General features: G+C 60.8%; 10 protein-coding genes. 4 read left to right on the top strand and 6 right to left on the bottom strand.

What is annotated here, in order from left to right; all coding sequences use genetic code 11:
* Positions 1 to 195 precede the first annotated feature (195 nt).
* A complete protein-coding gene (locus PM2_RS18690) occupies positions 196 to 393 on the top strand; it encodes a hypothetical protein (RefSeq protein WP_028699110.1) in 198 nt (65 codons plus the stop codon).
* Between the two features lie 66 nt (positions 394 to 459).
* Here the strand turns inward: PM2_RS18690 and PM2_RS18685 are convergent, their stop codons facing one another.
* Positions 460 to 2,535, bottom strand: a complete 2,076-nt coding sequence (locus PM2_RS18685; RefSeq protein WP_028699109.1) for a TonB-dependent receptor — start codon at positions 2,533 to 2,535, stop codon at positions 460 to 462.
* Positions 2,536 to 3,007: 472 nt separating this feature from the next.
* On the opposite strand from PM2_RS18685, the gene PM2_RS18680 reads away from it, so the two are divergent.
* Positions 3,008 to 4,327, top strand: a complete 1,320-nt coding sequence (locus tag PM2_RS18680; protein ID WP_016714482.1) for an OprD family porin — start codon at positions 3,008 to 3,010, stop codon at positions 4,325 to 4,327.
* Between the two features lie 29 nt (positions 4,328 to 4,356).
* On the opposite strand, the gene PM2_RS18675 is transcribed toward PM2_RS18680, so the two are convergent.
* The 3 genes from PM2_RS18675 to PM2_RS18665 form a co-directional block, all read right to left on the bottom strand.
* The gene (locus tag PM2_RS18675) at positions 4,357 to 6,024 is read right to left on the bottom strand and encodes an FMN-binding glutamate synthase family protein (protein ID WP_016714483.1); all 1,668 of its coding nucleotides are present in this window, start codon (positions 6,022 to 6,024) and stop codon (positions 4,357 to 4,359) included.
* A gap of 137 nt (positions 6,025 to 6,161) precedes the next feature.
* Positions 6,162 to 7,529: an ATP-binding protein gene (locus PM2_RS18670; RefSeq protein WP_028699108.1), complete on the bottom strand. Its 1,368-nt coding sequence runs from the start codon at positions 7,527 to 7,529 to the stop codon at positions 6,162 to 6,164.
* 1 nt (position 7,530) lies between these two features.
* Complete coding sequence (locus PM2_RS18665; protein ID WP_028699107.1) at positions 7,531 to 8,253, bottom strand: response regulator; 723 nt, start codon at positions 8,251 to 8,253, stop codon at positions 7,531 to 7,533.
* Between the two features lie 140 nt (positions 8,254 to 8,393).
* On the opposite strand from PM2_RS18665, the gene PM2_RS18660 reads away from it, so the two are divergent.
* Complete coding sequence (locus tag PM2_RS18660) at positions 8,394 to 10,691, top strand: TonB-dependent siderophore receptor (protein ID WP_028699106.1); 2,298 nt, start codon at positions 8,394 to 8,396, stop codon at positions 10,689 to 10,691.
* A gap of 37 nt (positions 10,692 to 10,728) precedes the next feature.
* Here the strand turns inward: PM2_RS18660 and PM2_RS18655 are convergent, their stop codons facing one another.
* Positions 10,729 to 11,076: a type II toxin-antitoxin system RelE/ParE family toxin gene (locus PM2_RS18655; RefSeq protein WP_028699105.1), complete on the bottom strand. Its 348-nt coding sequence runs from the start codon at positions 11,074 to 11,076 to the stop codon at positions 10,729 to 10,731.
* A 10-nt stretch (positions 11,077 to 11,086) separates the two neighbouring features.
* Positions 11,087 to 11,335, bottom strand: coding sequence for a type II toxin-antitoxin system Phd/YefM family antitoxin (locus PM2_RS18650; RefSeq protein ID WP_028699104.1), 249 nt, complete (start codon positions 11,333 to 11,335; stop codon positions 11,087 to 11,089).
* Positions 11,336 to 12,075: 740 nt separating this feature from the next.
* Between PM2_RS18650 and PM2_RS18645 the strand changes: the two genes are divergently transcribed.
* Complete coding sequence (locus tag PM2_RS18645) at positions 12,076 to 13,524, top strand: tyrosine-type recombinase/integrase (RefSeq protein WP_051564696.1); 1,449 nt, start codon at positions 12,076 to 12,078, stop codon at positions 13,522 to 13,524.
* Positions 13,525 to 13,650 lie beyond the last annotated feature (126 nt).

Raw genomic sequence — 13,650 nt, 5'->3', positions numbered from 1 at the left:
GGCGACGTTCGGAGGTCCGTGCTGGCATAGGTTTTGTATTGTTTTCAAATGGATAGCCAAATGGATAGCCAAATGGATAGCCAAATGGATAGCCAAATGGATAGCCAATCGGATAGCCCGGCCAGGCCGCGCTCTCGGATCTGTAACAATACTTACGTAAATTTGCCGCTCACGGGCCAGGGAGTACGTGTAGAAATGAACGCAGCAAGTGAGTCGGCATTGCGCCCATCGGCAGTGAATCACCAATCGCTCAAGCGGGTTGCGAAGTGGTTGAAGCACCATGGAAGCAAAAAGGTCAGGACGACCGACCCACAGCGGCTGCTTGCAGGGCGCTACCCCCAGGGGCTGATCAGCGATGCAGAAATGCAGGCGTTGATGGGGGTGTGGCACTGATCGATCGCTTTAGCCTGCCGGCCTTTTCGCGGGCGCGCCCGCGAAGAGGCCGGTACAGGCTAAAGATCAGAAGCTGTAGCTACCCGTCACCACCAGGCTGCGTGGATCCCCCACCATGATCTGCGCAGCACTGGTCGCTGAGCTGTAGTAGGTCTTGTCGGCAATGTTGCTCAACGCCGCCCGCACATCCCAGTCATGGGTGCGGTACCCCGCCAGCGCATCCCAGCGGCCATACCCCGGCAGCACCGTGGTGTTCTGGTTGTCCGCGTAACGTTCACCCACCAGCGTCAGCCCGGTTTCGGCATACCAGCCCAGTTCCGGTTTCCAGGTGATGAACAGGCTGCCATTGCGCTTGGCCACATCGTTGATGCGGTTTCCTTCCTGGCCGTTGTTGTCCTTGACGATGATGGCGTCCTGCAGGCCGATGCCGCCGCGTACATACCAGTTGCCGGCGATGTTACCGGTGGCGGTCAACTCGATGCCGCGTGAACGCTGCAAGCCGCTGAGCAGGATGTTGTTAGGGTTTTCCGGATCGCGGGTGCGGCGGTTGTACAGTTCCAGCTCGTAGACGGCCAGGGTGGTGGTCAGGCGTTGGTCGAGCCAGTCGCTTTTCACCCCGATTTCTTTCTGGCGAGTCTCTTCCGGCTTGGCGTCGTTGCCGTTGCCCGGTGCATCCGGGGTGATGCCGATCAGGCCGCCGCCCACCGGCGAGAAGGTCTTGCTCCACGAGGCGTAGAACGAATGGTCACGCCATGGCGTGTAGACCACGCCCAGGCGCGGGCTGGTGCCGTTGCTGTCCTGCGGTTCGCTTATGCCATCCTTGTTGGTGGTTTTCACGTCGAACTGGTCGAAGCGCACGCCAGCCAGGATTTGCCATTGATCGTTCAGACGGATCTGGTCTTGCAGGTAAAGGCCACGGCTATCGACCACGGTGTGGTTGTCACTCGACAGCACCAGCTTGCCATTGTGCTGCTGGTTGCTGCCGGGTTTGCCCAAGCCCGGAAGTGACTGACTACCGGCGGTATACAACACCGGGTCACGCTTCTGGTTACCGATCTCCAGGCCCAGCAGCAGCTTGTGCTCCAGCCCCAAGGTATCGAAGTCGCCCTCAGCCTCCAGGTTGTTGAACAGGTTGCGGGTGTTCAGGTCCTGCTGCCAGCGCTGGCGGGTCAGGATATTGGTGCCGGGGTTGTAGCCCGTGACATAGGTGTTGTCGAACTCACTGTCGAGTTTGAACAGGCCCAGGGTATGGCGCAGCTGCCAGGTTTCGTTCAGCTGGTAGTTCAGGCGTGAGCGCAGGGACTGGGCGCGGTCATCGATGTAGTCGCGCTGGTCGCCGTAGGTGGTACCGCGGCTGACGTCGGCCGGGCGACCGTTGACCCCGGGGATGCCACGGTCGGGCGTGCGGTTGTACCGGCTGTATTCGTACTGCACCAGCCAGTTCAGGTCGGGGTTGATCTGCCAGCTGATCGACGGGGCGAACAGCTGGCGGCTGCCGTCGATCCCGTCGCGGAAGCTGTTGTTGTCCTGGTTGCCCATGTTCAGGCGCAGGCTGACGGTGTCGCTGGGGTCGGCGCTGAGGTCGGCATACAGGCTACGCAGGTCTTCGCTGCCGGCCTGTGCTTCGATGGTCGAGCGGCGGCCAGGTTCTGGCGCCTTGCTGACCCGGTTGACGATACCCCCCTGGCTGCCACGGCCATACAGCACTGCCGCTGGTCCTTTCAGTACCTCGACCCGCTCGATGTTGTGCAGGTCGCGGATGTACTGGCTGTCGTCGCGAATGCCGTCCAGGTAGAAGTCGTTGCTGGCCTCGAAGCCACGAATGCGCACGCTGTCGAAACGGGTGTCGGCGCCACTGCTGACGTTGGGGATGCCTTCCAGCGCCTTGCCCAGGGTGTTGCTGCCGTAGTCCAGCACGTTGGCGGTTTTCACCGTGTCGATTGCCTGAGGCACGTAACGCACTGGCGTTGAGGTTCGGGTGGCGGTGCTTACCTCTTTGACACGCGGGTTGTCCTTCTCGCGCTCGCTGTCGGCGGTAACCGACGACTCCGGCAGCGTGGTGGTGGCGGCACTGGCCAGGCTGGCGCTGAACAGCAGCGACAGGCCAAGCGTGAGGGGGGAAAGGCGGCAGGGTACAAGCATGGGCACATCCGGACCGGGCAGGTGATAAAATAGGTGCGAATGGTAATGCTTGCTATTTGCTCTTGCTTGGCTATTTGTAAAGGCTTGTCTTTACAAATGTGTCTATTTGTAACCGCTCTGCTGCGAAATTGCCCTTCGAAGGGAATTTGTCCGTTCGATCAAAAGGTCTTTTCCGGCACAAGATAAATTGCCCACTGATAGCGCAAGGAGGCGTGAAAATGCACCAGACCTAACGGTCATTTTAGTTATATCAACCTGCATTTCACGAGTTTTTGACATTTGTAATCGCACACGGCTAGGATTCGGCCAACGCCTGCTGGCCATGATCTTGGCCAAGCTGCTGCCAAGGGCCGCTGTGTACTTACCGGCAGGCCCACCAGGCTGGATCCGCATAGCGTCGAACCTACGAAGGGGCGTTGGTTCCTGGCGCCATAGTGCAGAGCGTTTTTGATTAAGAAATAAGGAAAACAACATGTTGAAAACCAGGATCAGCCTGGTCGCCCTGGCGATGATCGCCGCGACCCAGGCACAGGCCAATGACCAGGCCGACAGCAAGGGCTTCATCGAGGACAGCCACGCCAACGTCCTTCTGCGCAACGCCTACATCAACCGCGACAAGAAGCACGGCACCGACGACCAGATCGAATGGGGCCAGGCGTTCATCGGCACCTTCAACTCCGGTTTCACCCAGGGCACCGTTGGCGTCGGCGTCGATGCATTCGGCCTGTACGCTGTTCGCCTTGATGGCGGCAAAGGCCACAACGGTGGCGGCGGCGTCGACTTCTTCAAGCCGCACGAAACCACCAACGCCGAAGGCAACGCCAGCTCGCCGCACAACCTGGCCCGCGCCGGTGCAGCAGTGAAATTCCGCATCTCCAACACCGTGCTGAAGTACGGTGACCAGATGCCGGCCCTGCCAGTGCTGCAATACGACGACGCGCGTCTGCTGCCAGAAAGCTTCACCGGTACCCTGATCACCTCCAAAGAGATCCAGGGCCTGGAACTGAACGCCGGTCGCTTCACCCAGGAAGCGCGCAAAAGTGCCGAGCGCCGTGACGGTGGTGGCTTGAAGTCGATCAACGTCTTCGGTGGTAGCTACAAGTTCACCGACAACTTCACCGCTTCGCTGTACACCGCCGACAACGAAGACGTGATGAAGAAGCACTACCTGGGCTTGAACTACGTCTTCCCGATTGCCAGCGACCAGTCCCTGACCCTGGACTTCAACGGCTACAAGTCGGACATCGACAAGCAGTACGTCCAGGCTGCCGGCCTGAACGGCGACTCCAACACCATCTGGAGCCTGGCTGCCACTTACGCGTACGGTGCACACTCGTTCACCCTCGCCCACCAGCGCAGCACCGGCAGCACTGGCTACAACTACGGCTTCTACCAGAACGCCGGTGGCGTGGGTGACGGTGGTTCTACCATCTACCTGGCCAACTCGTACTGGTCTGACTTCAACGCCGAAGACGAGCGCTCCTGGCAGCTGGGCTATGGCCTGGACTTCGGTGCCTACGGCATCCCGGGTCTGACCTACAAGCTGGCCTACGTCGTGGGTGACAACATCAACACCCGCAACGTCGCCAACCCGCAGGGCTTCGGCGAAGGTAAAGAGCGCGAGATCTTCAACCAGATCCGTTACGTGGTGCAGGACGGCCCGGCCAAGGACCTGTCCATCAAGCTGCGTAGCTCGTTCGTGCGTACCAACAACGCCGTGCAGCAGAACGGTTACAACGACGACGGCAACGAAGTCCGCGTATTCGTTGAATACCCGATCAGCATCTTCTGATCCTGGTCTGATGTATCAACAGCCCTGGCTTATGCCGGGGCTGTTTCTTTCCGGCGCACGGGTTTTGCCACTGCGGACATCACGTCTGCACTTTCTGGTGCAAAACTGTCACTGCGTGCCATCTGCCACATCCGCGCATAGAACTCGCTTTCAATCGAGCCACTGAGCAACTCGCCCGGCTTGAGGAAGGTGTGCAGGTCCGAGAAAAGCCCGATTTCGCTGGAGCTGATGCGCCGCGCCAGGTGCTTGGGTTTGAGTTCCGAGGGGTGCTCCAGACCTGCCGCCGCCAGCATTTCGGCCAGTGCATGCAGTGTGTTGCGGTGGAAGCTGGCTACCCGTTCGGCCTTGTCTGGCACCACCAGGGCGCGCTGGCGCAGCGGGTCTTGCGTGGCCACGCCGGTCGGGCATTTGTTGGTGTGGCAGCTCTGCGACTGGATGCAACCAATGGCGAACATGAAGCCGCGTGCCGAATTGACCCAGTCCGCGCCGATGGCCAGGACGCTGGCGATGTCGAAGGCACTGACGATCTTGCCCGCCGCACCAATGCGAATGCTGGAGCGCAGGTTCAGGCCGACCAGGGTGTTGTGCACGAACATCAGGCCTTCACGCATGGGCACACCCATATTGTCGCTGAACTCGCGAGGTGCCGCGCCGGTACCGCCTTCCTTGCCATCCACGACGATGAAGTCTGGGGTGATGCCGGTGGCCAGCATGGCCTTGGCGATGCCCATGAACTCCCACGGGTGGCCCAGGCAAAACTTGAAGCCAACGGGTTTGCCACCCGACAGCTCACGCAGGCTGGCAACGAACTGCAGCAATTCCACTGGTGTGCGGAAGGCGCTGTGCGCTGCCGGCGAGATGCAGTCCTCGCCTACGCGCACACCACGGGTTTCTGCAATTTCGGGGCTGACCTTGTGCCCTGGCAAGATGCCGCCGTGGCCTGGTTTGGCACCTTGGCTGAGCTTGATCTCGATCATCTTCACTTGCGGCGAGCGGGCTTGTTCGGCGAAACGTCGAGGGTCGAAGCGGCCGTCCTCGGTGCGGCAACCGAAGTAGCCGCTGCCGATCTCCCAGATCAGATCACCGCCATGTTCGCGGTGGTACGGGCTGATGCTGCCTTCGCCGGTGTCATGGGCAAAACGGCCCATGCGCGCACCCCGGTTGAGGGCGGCGATGGCGTTGGCGCTGAGTGCGCCGAAGCTCATGGCCGAGATGTTGAAGATCGAGGCCGAGTAAGGCAGGCGGCATTGCGGCCCGCCAATGGCGATGCGGAACGATGCCGGATCTGGCGTAGCCACTGGCAGCATGGAATGGCTGATGAACTCGAAACCGGGCTTGTAGGCGTCGTTGAGCGTGCCGAAGGCTTTCTCGGCGCTTTCGTTCTTGGCGCGGGCGTACACCAGCGAGCGCTGCGAGCGGGAGAACGGCAGTTTGTCGTCGTCACCCTCGATCAGGTACTGGCGGATTTCCGGGCGGATGGTTTCGATCAAGTAGCGGATATTGCCCAGAATCGGGTAGTTGCGCCGCACGGCGTGGTGGCTCTGGCGCAGGTCGTTCAGCCCGACCAGGCTGAGCAGGGCGGTGATCAGCGTTAGTGGCCAGAGCCAGGCATGCTGGGGCAGCAGTGGCAGGCTGGCGAAGGTGAACAACAGGCAGATGGCGAGGCAGGCGTAGCGGCTGGGCAGAGAGTGTTTCATGGGTCCATCGCAGTCAGGATGACCGGGCATAGGATAGGCAAAGGCGGGCAGGGGAAAACCTGGGTAATCGGTAAAAGACTGTTACCTGATTGCGTATTCCAGAGCGTTCGCGGTCCCCTGTAAGACCGCGTCTGCCTTTAGATGGGCAGCAGTATGCTGACCCGCAACCCACCGCCTTCACGATTTGCCAGCATCAGCTCCCCCCCATGGCTGTTGGCAATCCGTTGGGCAATGCTCAACCCCAGCCCATACCCACCGGATGCTTGGTTACGCGACCCTTCACCGCGCACGAACGGGTCGGTGATGGTCGCTAGCAGCGCTGGCGCAATCCCTGGCCCACGGTCATCGATATGGATGAACACCCCCGTGGTAGCCCGTTCCAGTGTGACCGAAACGTCCTTGGCGTATCGCAGTGCATTCACCAACAAGTTCTGCAGGCAGCGCTGCAGCAGCAGGGCATCGAGTTGTGAATGACCCGCTTGGCCATGCACCGGTAGCGGTTCTTCAGGGGTAGCCAGTTCGGCGCACTGGCGTGCCACCAGCCGGTCCAGGTCCACTAGCTGCAGGTTCAACTGCTCCCCTGCGCGCAGGTAGTCGAGTACCTGGCCGATCATGTCGTCCATCTGCGTTATGTTCTGCCGCAGACGCTGTCGGTGCTCATCGTCGGGCAGGCGCTCCAGGCGCAGGCGCATGCGGGTCAGCGGGGTACGCAGGTCGTGAGACACGGCGGCCAGGAAATAGGCCTTGTCGTTGACCATGGCAATCAGGCGTTGCTGCATGGCATTGAAGGCCTGGGCAGCCTGGCGCACTTCCTCCGGGCCATCCAGTGCCAAAGGCGCTTGCTCAAGGTTGCTACCCAGGCCACGTGCGGCATCGGCCAAGCGCCGCAAGGGGCGCAAGCACAGGCGTACGGCTATCAGGCACACCAGCAACACCGCGACGATGCGCAGTGCATACACCCGCAACAGGTAATCGCTGATCAGCACCCAGGCCGACTCGCCGCTCCAGCCTTGCAGTTCCTGGCCGTCGATGGTCAGCCAATGGCCGTTGGCCAACGGCACCGCGAACTGGATATGCGCCTGGGCCGTGCGCAGCCCGAACAGGCTGCGCCAGACGATTGGCTGGCCCAGCTCATCGGTAAGCTGCACCTTTATCAGGCGCACGTCCTGAGCATGCCCCAGTTCGTATTTGAGGGCCTGATGCAGCAACAGCTCGACACGCCTGCGCCCGCGGCGCTCGTCATGCGCTGGTGTGGGCAAGGTTTCGGTGCAACGCAGGTGGTAGTGGGCGGGTACCTGCAACGTGCCAGCGTGGCAGTCGGCTTGGGCAATGAGCGGTGCACTGCGTGCGGCGATCAACCGAATGGGGGCTTCGAGTACCTGGGCGAAACGCACATCGAACCAGATACTGCTCGACATCAGCTGGATCACCAACGTACCGCTGACCATGATCAGCAGCAGTTGGCCAAACAAGGTACGTGGCCACAGGCGGCGAAGCCAGCGCATCTTAGGCATCCGCCACGTTACTGGCGATGCTCAGCAGGTAGCCTTCATTGCGGATGGTGAGGATTTGCGCGGCACCTGTCGGCGCACGGCGCAGGTGTTGGCGCAGGCGGCTGACGCACATGTCCACCGAGCGGTCATCGGGCAGGTGGTCGCGGCCGAACGCACTGCGGGTCAGCTGGTCGCGCGAAACCACCCGGTTGTTAGCTTCCAGCAGTTCGCGCAGCACGCGGTAGTCGGAGCGTGGCAGGGTCAGGGTTTCGCCATCGGGGCGGGTGAGCAGGCGCTTCACATGTTCCAGGCGGAAGCCCGCGAACAGTTGGGCATCGACCACGGCAGGCGCTTCGACAGAGTGCTCCAGCCGTTGCGGGCGCCGCAGCACGGCCTTGATCCGGGCGATCAGCTCACGCGGCTCGAAAGGCTTGGCCAGGTAGTCGTCGGCGCCTACTTCCAGGCCGATGATGCGGTCCAGCGTGCTGCCCTTGGCCGACAGCATGATCACCGCCAGCCCCGGGGTGGCTTGCAACTGGCGGCACAAGCTAAGGCCGTCTTCACCCGGCAGCATCAGGTCGAGCACCACCAGCTCCACTTTGTGCCGGGCCAGCTGGTCGCGCATTTGCTCGCCGTCGACAGCCGCCAGCACGTTGTAGCCGGCATCGGTCAGGTAATCACAAAGAAGTTCGCGGATCTCGTCGTCATCGTCGACAACCAGCAGGGTCGTGCTCATGCGGAAAAACACCTGTTTGGTGAGCGCCTGTGGCGCTCGTTACCTTCAATTACATCCCCGTACATGTCGGGTCTGGAGCCCGGAGGGCCGATCCCTAGAATCCTAACAAAAAATCATCTGCAAATACGAAGCCTTCCCAAATGAATCCCATGAGCATCCCGCGAGCTTTCACCCCCATCAGCCGAAGCGGCAACCGCATCAAGCCGCTGGCCTTCTTCGTCGCCGTCGCCATTAGCGGTGGTGCCATGGCGGCTGACAGTAAACCCCTGGAGCTGGACGCCACGCAGATCGAAGACAGCGCGTTGCTCCCCGCCGACGATGCGGGCCAACTGGGCTACACAGTCGAGAGCACCCGCAGCTCCACCGGCCTGGCGCTGACGCCGCGACAAACGCCACAGTCGGTCACCACCATCACCCGCCAGCAGATGGATGACCGCGACATCCACACCATCGAGCAAGCGCTGGAAACCACGCCGGGTGTAACGGCCAACAAGTCCGAAGTGGGTGGGCGTACCGACTACCGTGCCCGTGGTTACTCGATCAGCAACTGGAAGGTCGATGGCCTACAGACCCAGGGCGGCTCCGACTTCAGCGGCAGCGGCAACGCGCTGAACATGGACCTGTACGAGCGCATCGACATCGTGCGCGGCGCCAACGGCCTGCTGGGCGGCACCGGCGACCCCTCGGCCACCGTCAACCTGATCCGCAAGGCCCCCACCAAAACCTTCGGCGGCAGCGCCTACGCCACCTACGGCAGTTGGGACAAACGCCGCCTGGGCGCCGACCTCAACCTGCCGCTGTCCGAAGACGGCCGCCTGCGTTCGCGCTTCGTGATGACCCAGCAGGACGCCAACTCGTTCCGCGACAACCAGTCCGAGCGTTCCCGCGCCGCACTGGCCAACTTCGAATTCGACCTGGACGACGCCACCACCCTCGGTGCCGGCTACCAGTACGAGTACAACAAGGTGGTAGGCGGCGGCTGGGGCGCAAACATCCCAATCTGGTACCGAGACGGCAGCAAGACCGACCTGCCACGCAGCACCAACGTGGTACCCAGCTGGAGCTTTGGCGAGTACACCACCCGCACCGCGTTCGGCTCGCTGGAGCACCGCTTCGACAACGACTGGACGCTGGACCTGAAAGCCGCCCAAGCCACTACCGAAGCCCTGAACCACCGTGGCCTGGCCAAGGTCAATTCGGCCGGGCGCGGCACCTATGGCGGCTACTGGGACCAGGACGGCAGCGGCGCCGTTCTCAACGGCCTGCACAGCTCCAGCGACACCACCCAGCAGTCGGCCCAGATCGACCTATCCGGCCCGTTCCAGCTGTTCGGCCGCACCCATCAGGCCATGGTCGGCTACAACGACAGCCGCACCGTGGGCTGGTCGCCGGAGTACACCTGCACCATGGTTGGCGACGGCATGGCCAGCGCGCCTGCATTGGGCTGCCAGTTCCGCGCCAACAACGGCTTCCCGCTGACCGACTGGCGCAATGGCGTGGATGACGACTACGACATCATCGCCTCACGCACCGGCCGTCACAGTAAGACCACCACGCGCCTGCAGGGCATGTACGCTGCCACCCGCCTGAGCATCACCGACCCGCTGTCGGTGATCGTCGGCGTGCGCACCAGCAACTATTCCTCTGTCACCCGCAGCGTGGCCGGTGCACGTAGCAGCCAGGAAGAAAACGGCATCGTCACCCCCTACCTGGGTGCGGTGTACGACCTCAACGACAACTACTCGCTGTACGCCAGCTATACCGACATCTTCACCCCGCAAACGTCTGAAACCAGCAGCGGCAGCAAGGTGGAGCCGATTCGTGGTCAAAGCTACGAAACCGGTATCAAGGGCGAGTGGTTCGACGGCCGCCTGAACGCCTCGGCGGCGTACTTCCGCACCAAGCAGGAAAACAAGGCGGTGCTGGACGGCGACCTGACTACCCCGACCGGTGGCAACGCCTACAAGGCCGGTTCCGGCCAGGAAACCGACGGTATCGACCTGGAAGTCGCGGGCGCCCTGACCCCCAACTGGAACGTGTATGCCGGCTACACCTACCTGCACTTGCGCCGCGTCGACAGCGACGGTCGCAGTGATCCATCGCACCTGTTCAAGGCCTCGACCACCTACCGCCTCAGCGGCCCGCTCGACCGCCTGACCCTGGGTGCCGGTGTGACCGCGCAAACCAACATCCGCGCCATCTCCAGCCCGGCTGGCCAGCCCACCAATGGTGTGAGCAACGGTGCTACCGACGTGAACTGGTCCGGTTATGCCATCTGGAATGCCATGGCCAAGTACCAGCTGACCGACGACACCAGCGTCAGCGTTAACGCCAACAACCTGTTCGACAAGCACTACTACACCCAGTACGGGTTCTATGCCGGGGCGATCTATGGCGACCCGCGTAACCTGTCGTTGACGGTTAGTACGGCGTTCTGATCAGCAATGCCTGGGGCTGCCATGCAGCCCCTATTCATCAAGGTAATGGGTAAATCAGGCAATACCGAATCAATGCCTGTTCAACACTCTGCTTTTGCCTGAGCACCAACTCCACGGCAATGGCATTGTCGGTTTCGATCACTTCGTAGAACACCCTGTACCCTTCGATATTCAGTTCACGATACTGCATGACGCCCAGCCCGCTCGCCTGTGGGCTGACCGGGTAGCCTACAGGCGCGGCAGCCAGCCGGTGCTCAATCGTGTCGACCAGTGTGGTGATTTTCTCAAGTGCCGCTGCGGTACCGTGATAGACGGCCAGATGGTGCACTTGATCTTCAATGCTCTGAGAGGCGGAATGGGTGAAGCGTATGCTGGGGTTACTCATGCCCTACCCATTACTCCTCAGAAAATTTCTTGAGAAGGCGAGCCTTGAGGTCTTCGGCAGAGCTGTGTTTGCCCTGAGCATACTCACGGGAACCGATGGCGAGCAGTTTCACCAAGGCTATGGCTTCATCCCGTTGCTTGCGATCCGCGTAGGACTCGACCACATAAGCAGGCACACCGTTCTGTGTCACGACCATGGGTTCTTCCAGATCCAGGTCAGCAGCGTGGCGTTTCAGGTAGCTGATCGTTTCGACTCGCATTGGGCTGGCTCCATGTTCAGTGGAAGCTATTTTAGACCGAATATGGACCATAAAAAGACCGTTTGTCATGTGGTGGTTAGCTTATTCTCTTCGCGACTGCCCGCACCTTCGCAGACCAGTTCTACAGAATGTGTGGTCAGGTTTGCGCCATTGTCATATTGCTTGGGCAGCGCAAGCTGCGTAGAGATGCCGATTGCAGGCGTACTGAACGGCCTCACACAAAGCGACCAGGCATTAAAAACCCGCTCAATTTGTGCATAACTGCCGGAGCAGTCATAGGCATGGCGGGTGTGTTGCGTGAGAGATTCAGTGATGTGTAAGGCATTCGCGAGCGTTCCGACGGGGTTCAGTGGGATCTCGAAAGTAGATAGCGTGAACCCCGATTCGCCTGACCACAAGGTGTCGAGTTTCGATGGGGAAAGTAGGAATTTTCTGCTTCTGTAACGATGTGACTGAGCGGTGCGGACGTTTTTGAGTGGGTTGGAGGGGTTGGGGAACTAAAGAATGTTTAGCCTGCGAGGCGCGCGTCGCGGCACCAGGAATCGAACCCGGGACCTACTGATTACAAGCCGTTTGCTCTGAGGCTTTTTGAGTGGTCACTGGGTTGTGCGAAATATCGCTACACCTAGGTTCTATGCGACTTTCAGCCTGATCGTTGTCTTTCTATGTTTCACCCGATAGCGTACCTTTGCATGAGAAACGGGGAGCGAACGGGGAAAACGTGGAGGAAACGGGGAAAAATGGCTAAGCGCACGCGCATGACTGAAATGGAGGCCTACGCGGTCAAAACGAGACAGTCGGAACCGGTGGGCTCCCGTGGAAAGGGCACCCTGCTGCTCGAGCGCAAAGCGTCTGGCGCAATCCAGGCCTATTACCGAGAGCGCACACCGGACAGCGACAAGCGACTGGCTCTGGGGATACTTTCCAAGAAGCCGCGTGTTGGCACAGGTGAGCAGACCCTGGATAGCATCCGTACCGAGGCAATGCGTATTTCGGCTGAGGCATCAGCTGTGGGCGGCCTAGCCAAATATCTGGATTGCGTTGCCGCTCAGAAGGCTGCGGCTGAAATCGAGCGTGAGAACGCGGAGGCATTGGCGGAGGCGGACAGGCGAGAGCGTATACGCTTGGCCGAAATAGACGCAGCCCGTGGCAGCTTCCATGATCTGTTTCTGGATTACGTCGAGTCACGTCGCGCCAAAGCGACTCCAGGCGTCGTAAAAGAGCTTGAGCGATTATTCAAGACCAACCTGGAGACACCTCATCCCGAGATCATGCAAATGAAGGCCCGGGACGTTCGGTCAGAGCATATCTTGAGCATCCTCAACCCGATCTGGGAACGTGGCTCCAAGGTTCAGGCCGACCGAATGCGTTCGTTCCTGGTCGCTGCCTTCAATCACGGTTTAACTGTGGAGAGCGTCGTAGGGCGCGCCAATGCGAAGGTGTACAGCCTGGAAATCAATCCGGCCGCGATGGTGAGGGTCGAGAAGGTTTCGGCCCCGGTCGAGCGAGCGCTGTCGGATGCGGAACTGAGGCACTTTTGGCAAACGATCGAGAGTACAGAGGGCGTCGGTCCCGTGATGGCGCTGCTGTTCAAGTTCGTTATCGCCACTGGCGGCCAACGCATCAAGAACATCATCGAAACCACCTGGGCTGACTACGATCTAGAGGCAGGTACAGTCCTGCTGGTTCATCGGAAAGGCAGGGGTGGGCAGACCATGAGTCGACCGCATCTTGTCCCCCTCTCGGATCGGGCCATTTCCCTCATGCTGCGCGTGCGTGAGATCAGCGGCGACCATCAGTGGCCTTGGACAACCCATGGTAAGCAGCCATTCGTTATCAGTAGCCCGACTCATGCAATCGCTGACTGGATGGATTCCAAGCACGCGGCGGTTGACGGAGTGCGGGTACCGTCCTTTTCGCCAAGGGACCTGCGCCGTACTTGCACCCAGCTAATGCAAAGGCGGGGAATCGATGATCGGCTGTCGGACCTTCTGCAGGCGCATGGCCAGACGGGAGTGGTATCGAAGCACTACCGGAACAACCCAGAGGCCGCATTGCCAGAGAAGCGCCGGGCGATGGACCTGTTCGAGCACGGATTGGCAGTTGCCTTGGGAGAGGTCAAGGAGGGTGGCGGCAATGTGCTTTCAATGTCGCGTCGAAAAAAGAAGGCAGCGGGGCCGAAGTCGTAAGGATCTTCTTGGCTGGCCCCTCAGTTACTGGGGCCGCGGTCCTAATTTAGCCGCTAAAGACTGACGACCCTCGCTTTCAAAACCATCCTTTTAGCTTTCGGCCTGCCCAGGGCATAGACAGCGCTT

Source organism: Pseudomonas monteilii NBRC 103158 = DSM 14164 (genome assembly GCF_000730605.1).
GTDB lineage: Bacteria > Pseudomonadota > Gammaproteobacteria > Pseudomonadales > Pseudomonadaceae > Aquipseudomonas > Aquipseudomonas monteilii.
This window is presented reverse-complemented; position numbering and strand designations above follow the sequence as displayed.

Coding starts and splice junctions, on each gene's coding strand:
- PM2_RS18660 (WP_028699106.1), top strand. CDS start 8,394: ATGAATCCCATGAGCATCCCGCGAGCTTTCACCCCCATCAGCCGAAGC.
- PM2_RS18655 (WP_028699105.1), bottom strand. CDS start 11,076: ATGAGTAACCCCAGCATACGCTTCACCCATTCCGCCTCTCAGAGCATT.
- PM2_RS18665 (WP_028699107.1), bottom strand. CDS start 8,253: ATGAGCACGACCCTGCTGGTTGTCGACGATGACGACGAGATCCGCGAA.
- PM2_RS18670 (WP_028699108.1), bottom strand. CDS start 7,529: ATGCGCTGGCTTCGCCGCCTGTGGCCACGTACCTTGTTTGGCCAACTG.
- PM2_RS18690 (WP_028699110.1), top strand. CDS start 196: ATGAACGCAGCAAGTGAGTCGGCATTGCGCCCATCGGCAGTGAATCAC.
- PM2_RS18645 (WP_051564696.1), top strand. CDS start 12,076: ATGGCTAAGCGCACGCGCATGACTGAAATGGAGGCCTACGCGGTCAAA.
- PM2_RS18680 (WP_016714482.1), top strand. CDS start 3,008: ATGTTGAAAACCAGGATCAGCCTGGTCGCCCTGGCGATGATCGCCGCG.
- PM2_RS18675 (WP_016714483.1), bottom strand. CDS start 6,024: ATGAAACACTCTCTGCCCAGCCGCTACGCCTGCCTCGCCATCTGCCTG.
- PM2_RS18650 (WP_028699104.1), bottom strand. CDS start 11,335: ATGCGAGTCGAAACGATCAGCTACCTGAAACGCCACGCTGCTGACCTG.
- PM2_RS18685 (WP_028699109.1), bottom strand. CDS start 2,535: ATGCTTGTACCCTGCCGCCTTTCCCCCCTCACGCTTGGCCTGTCGCTG.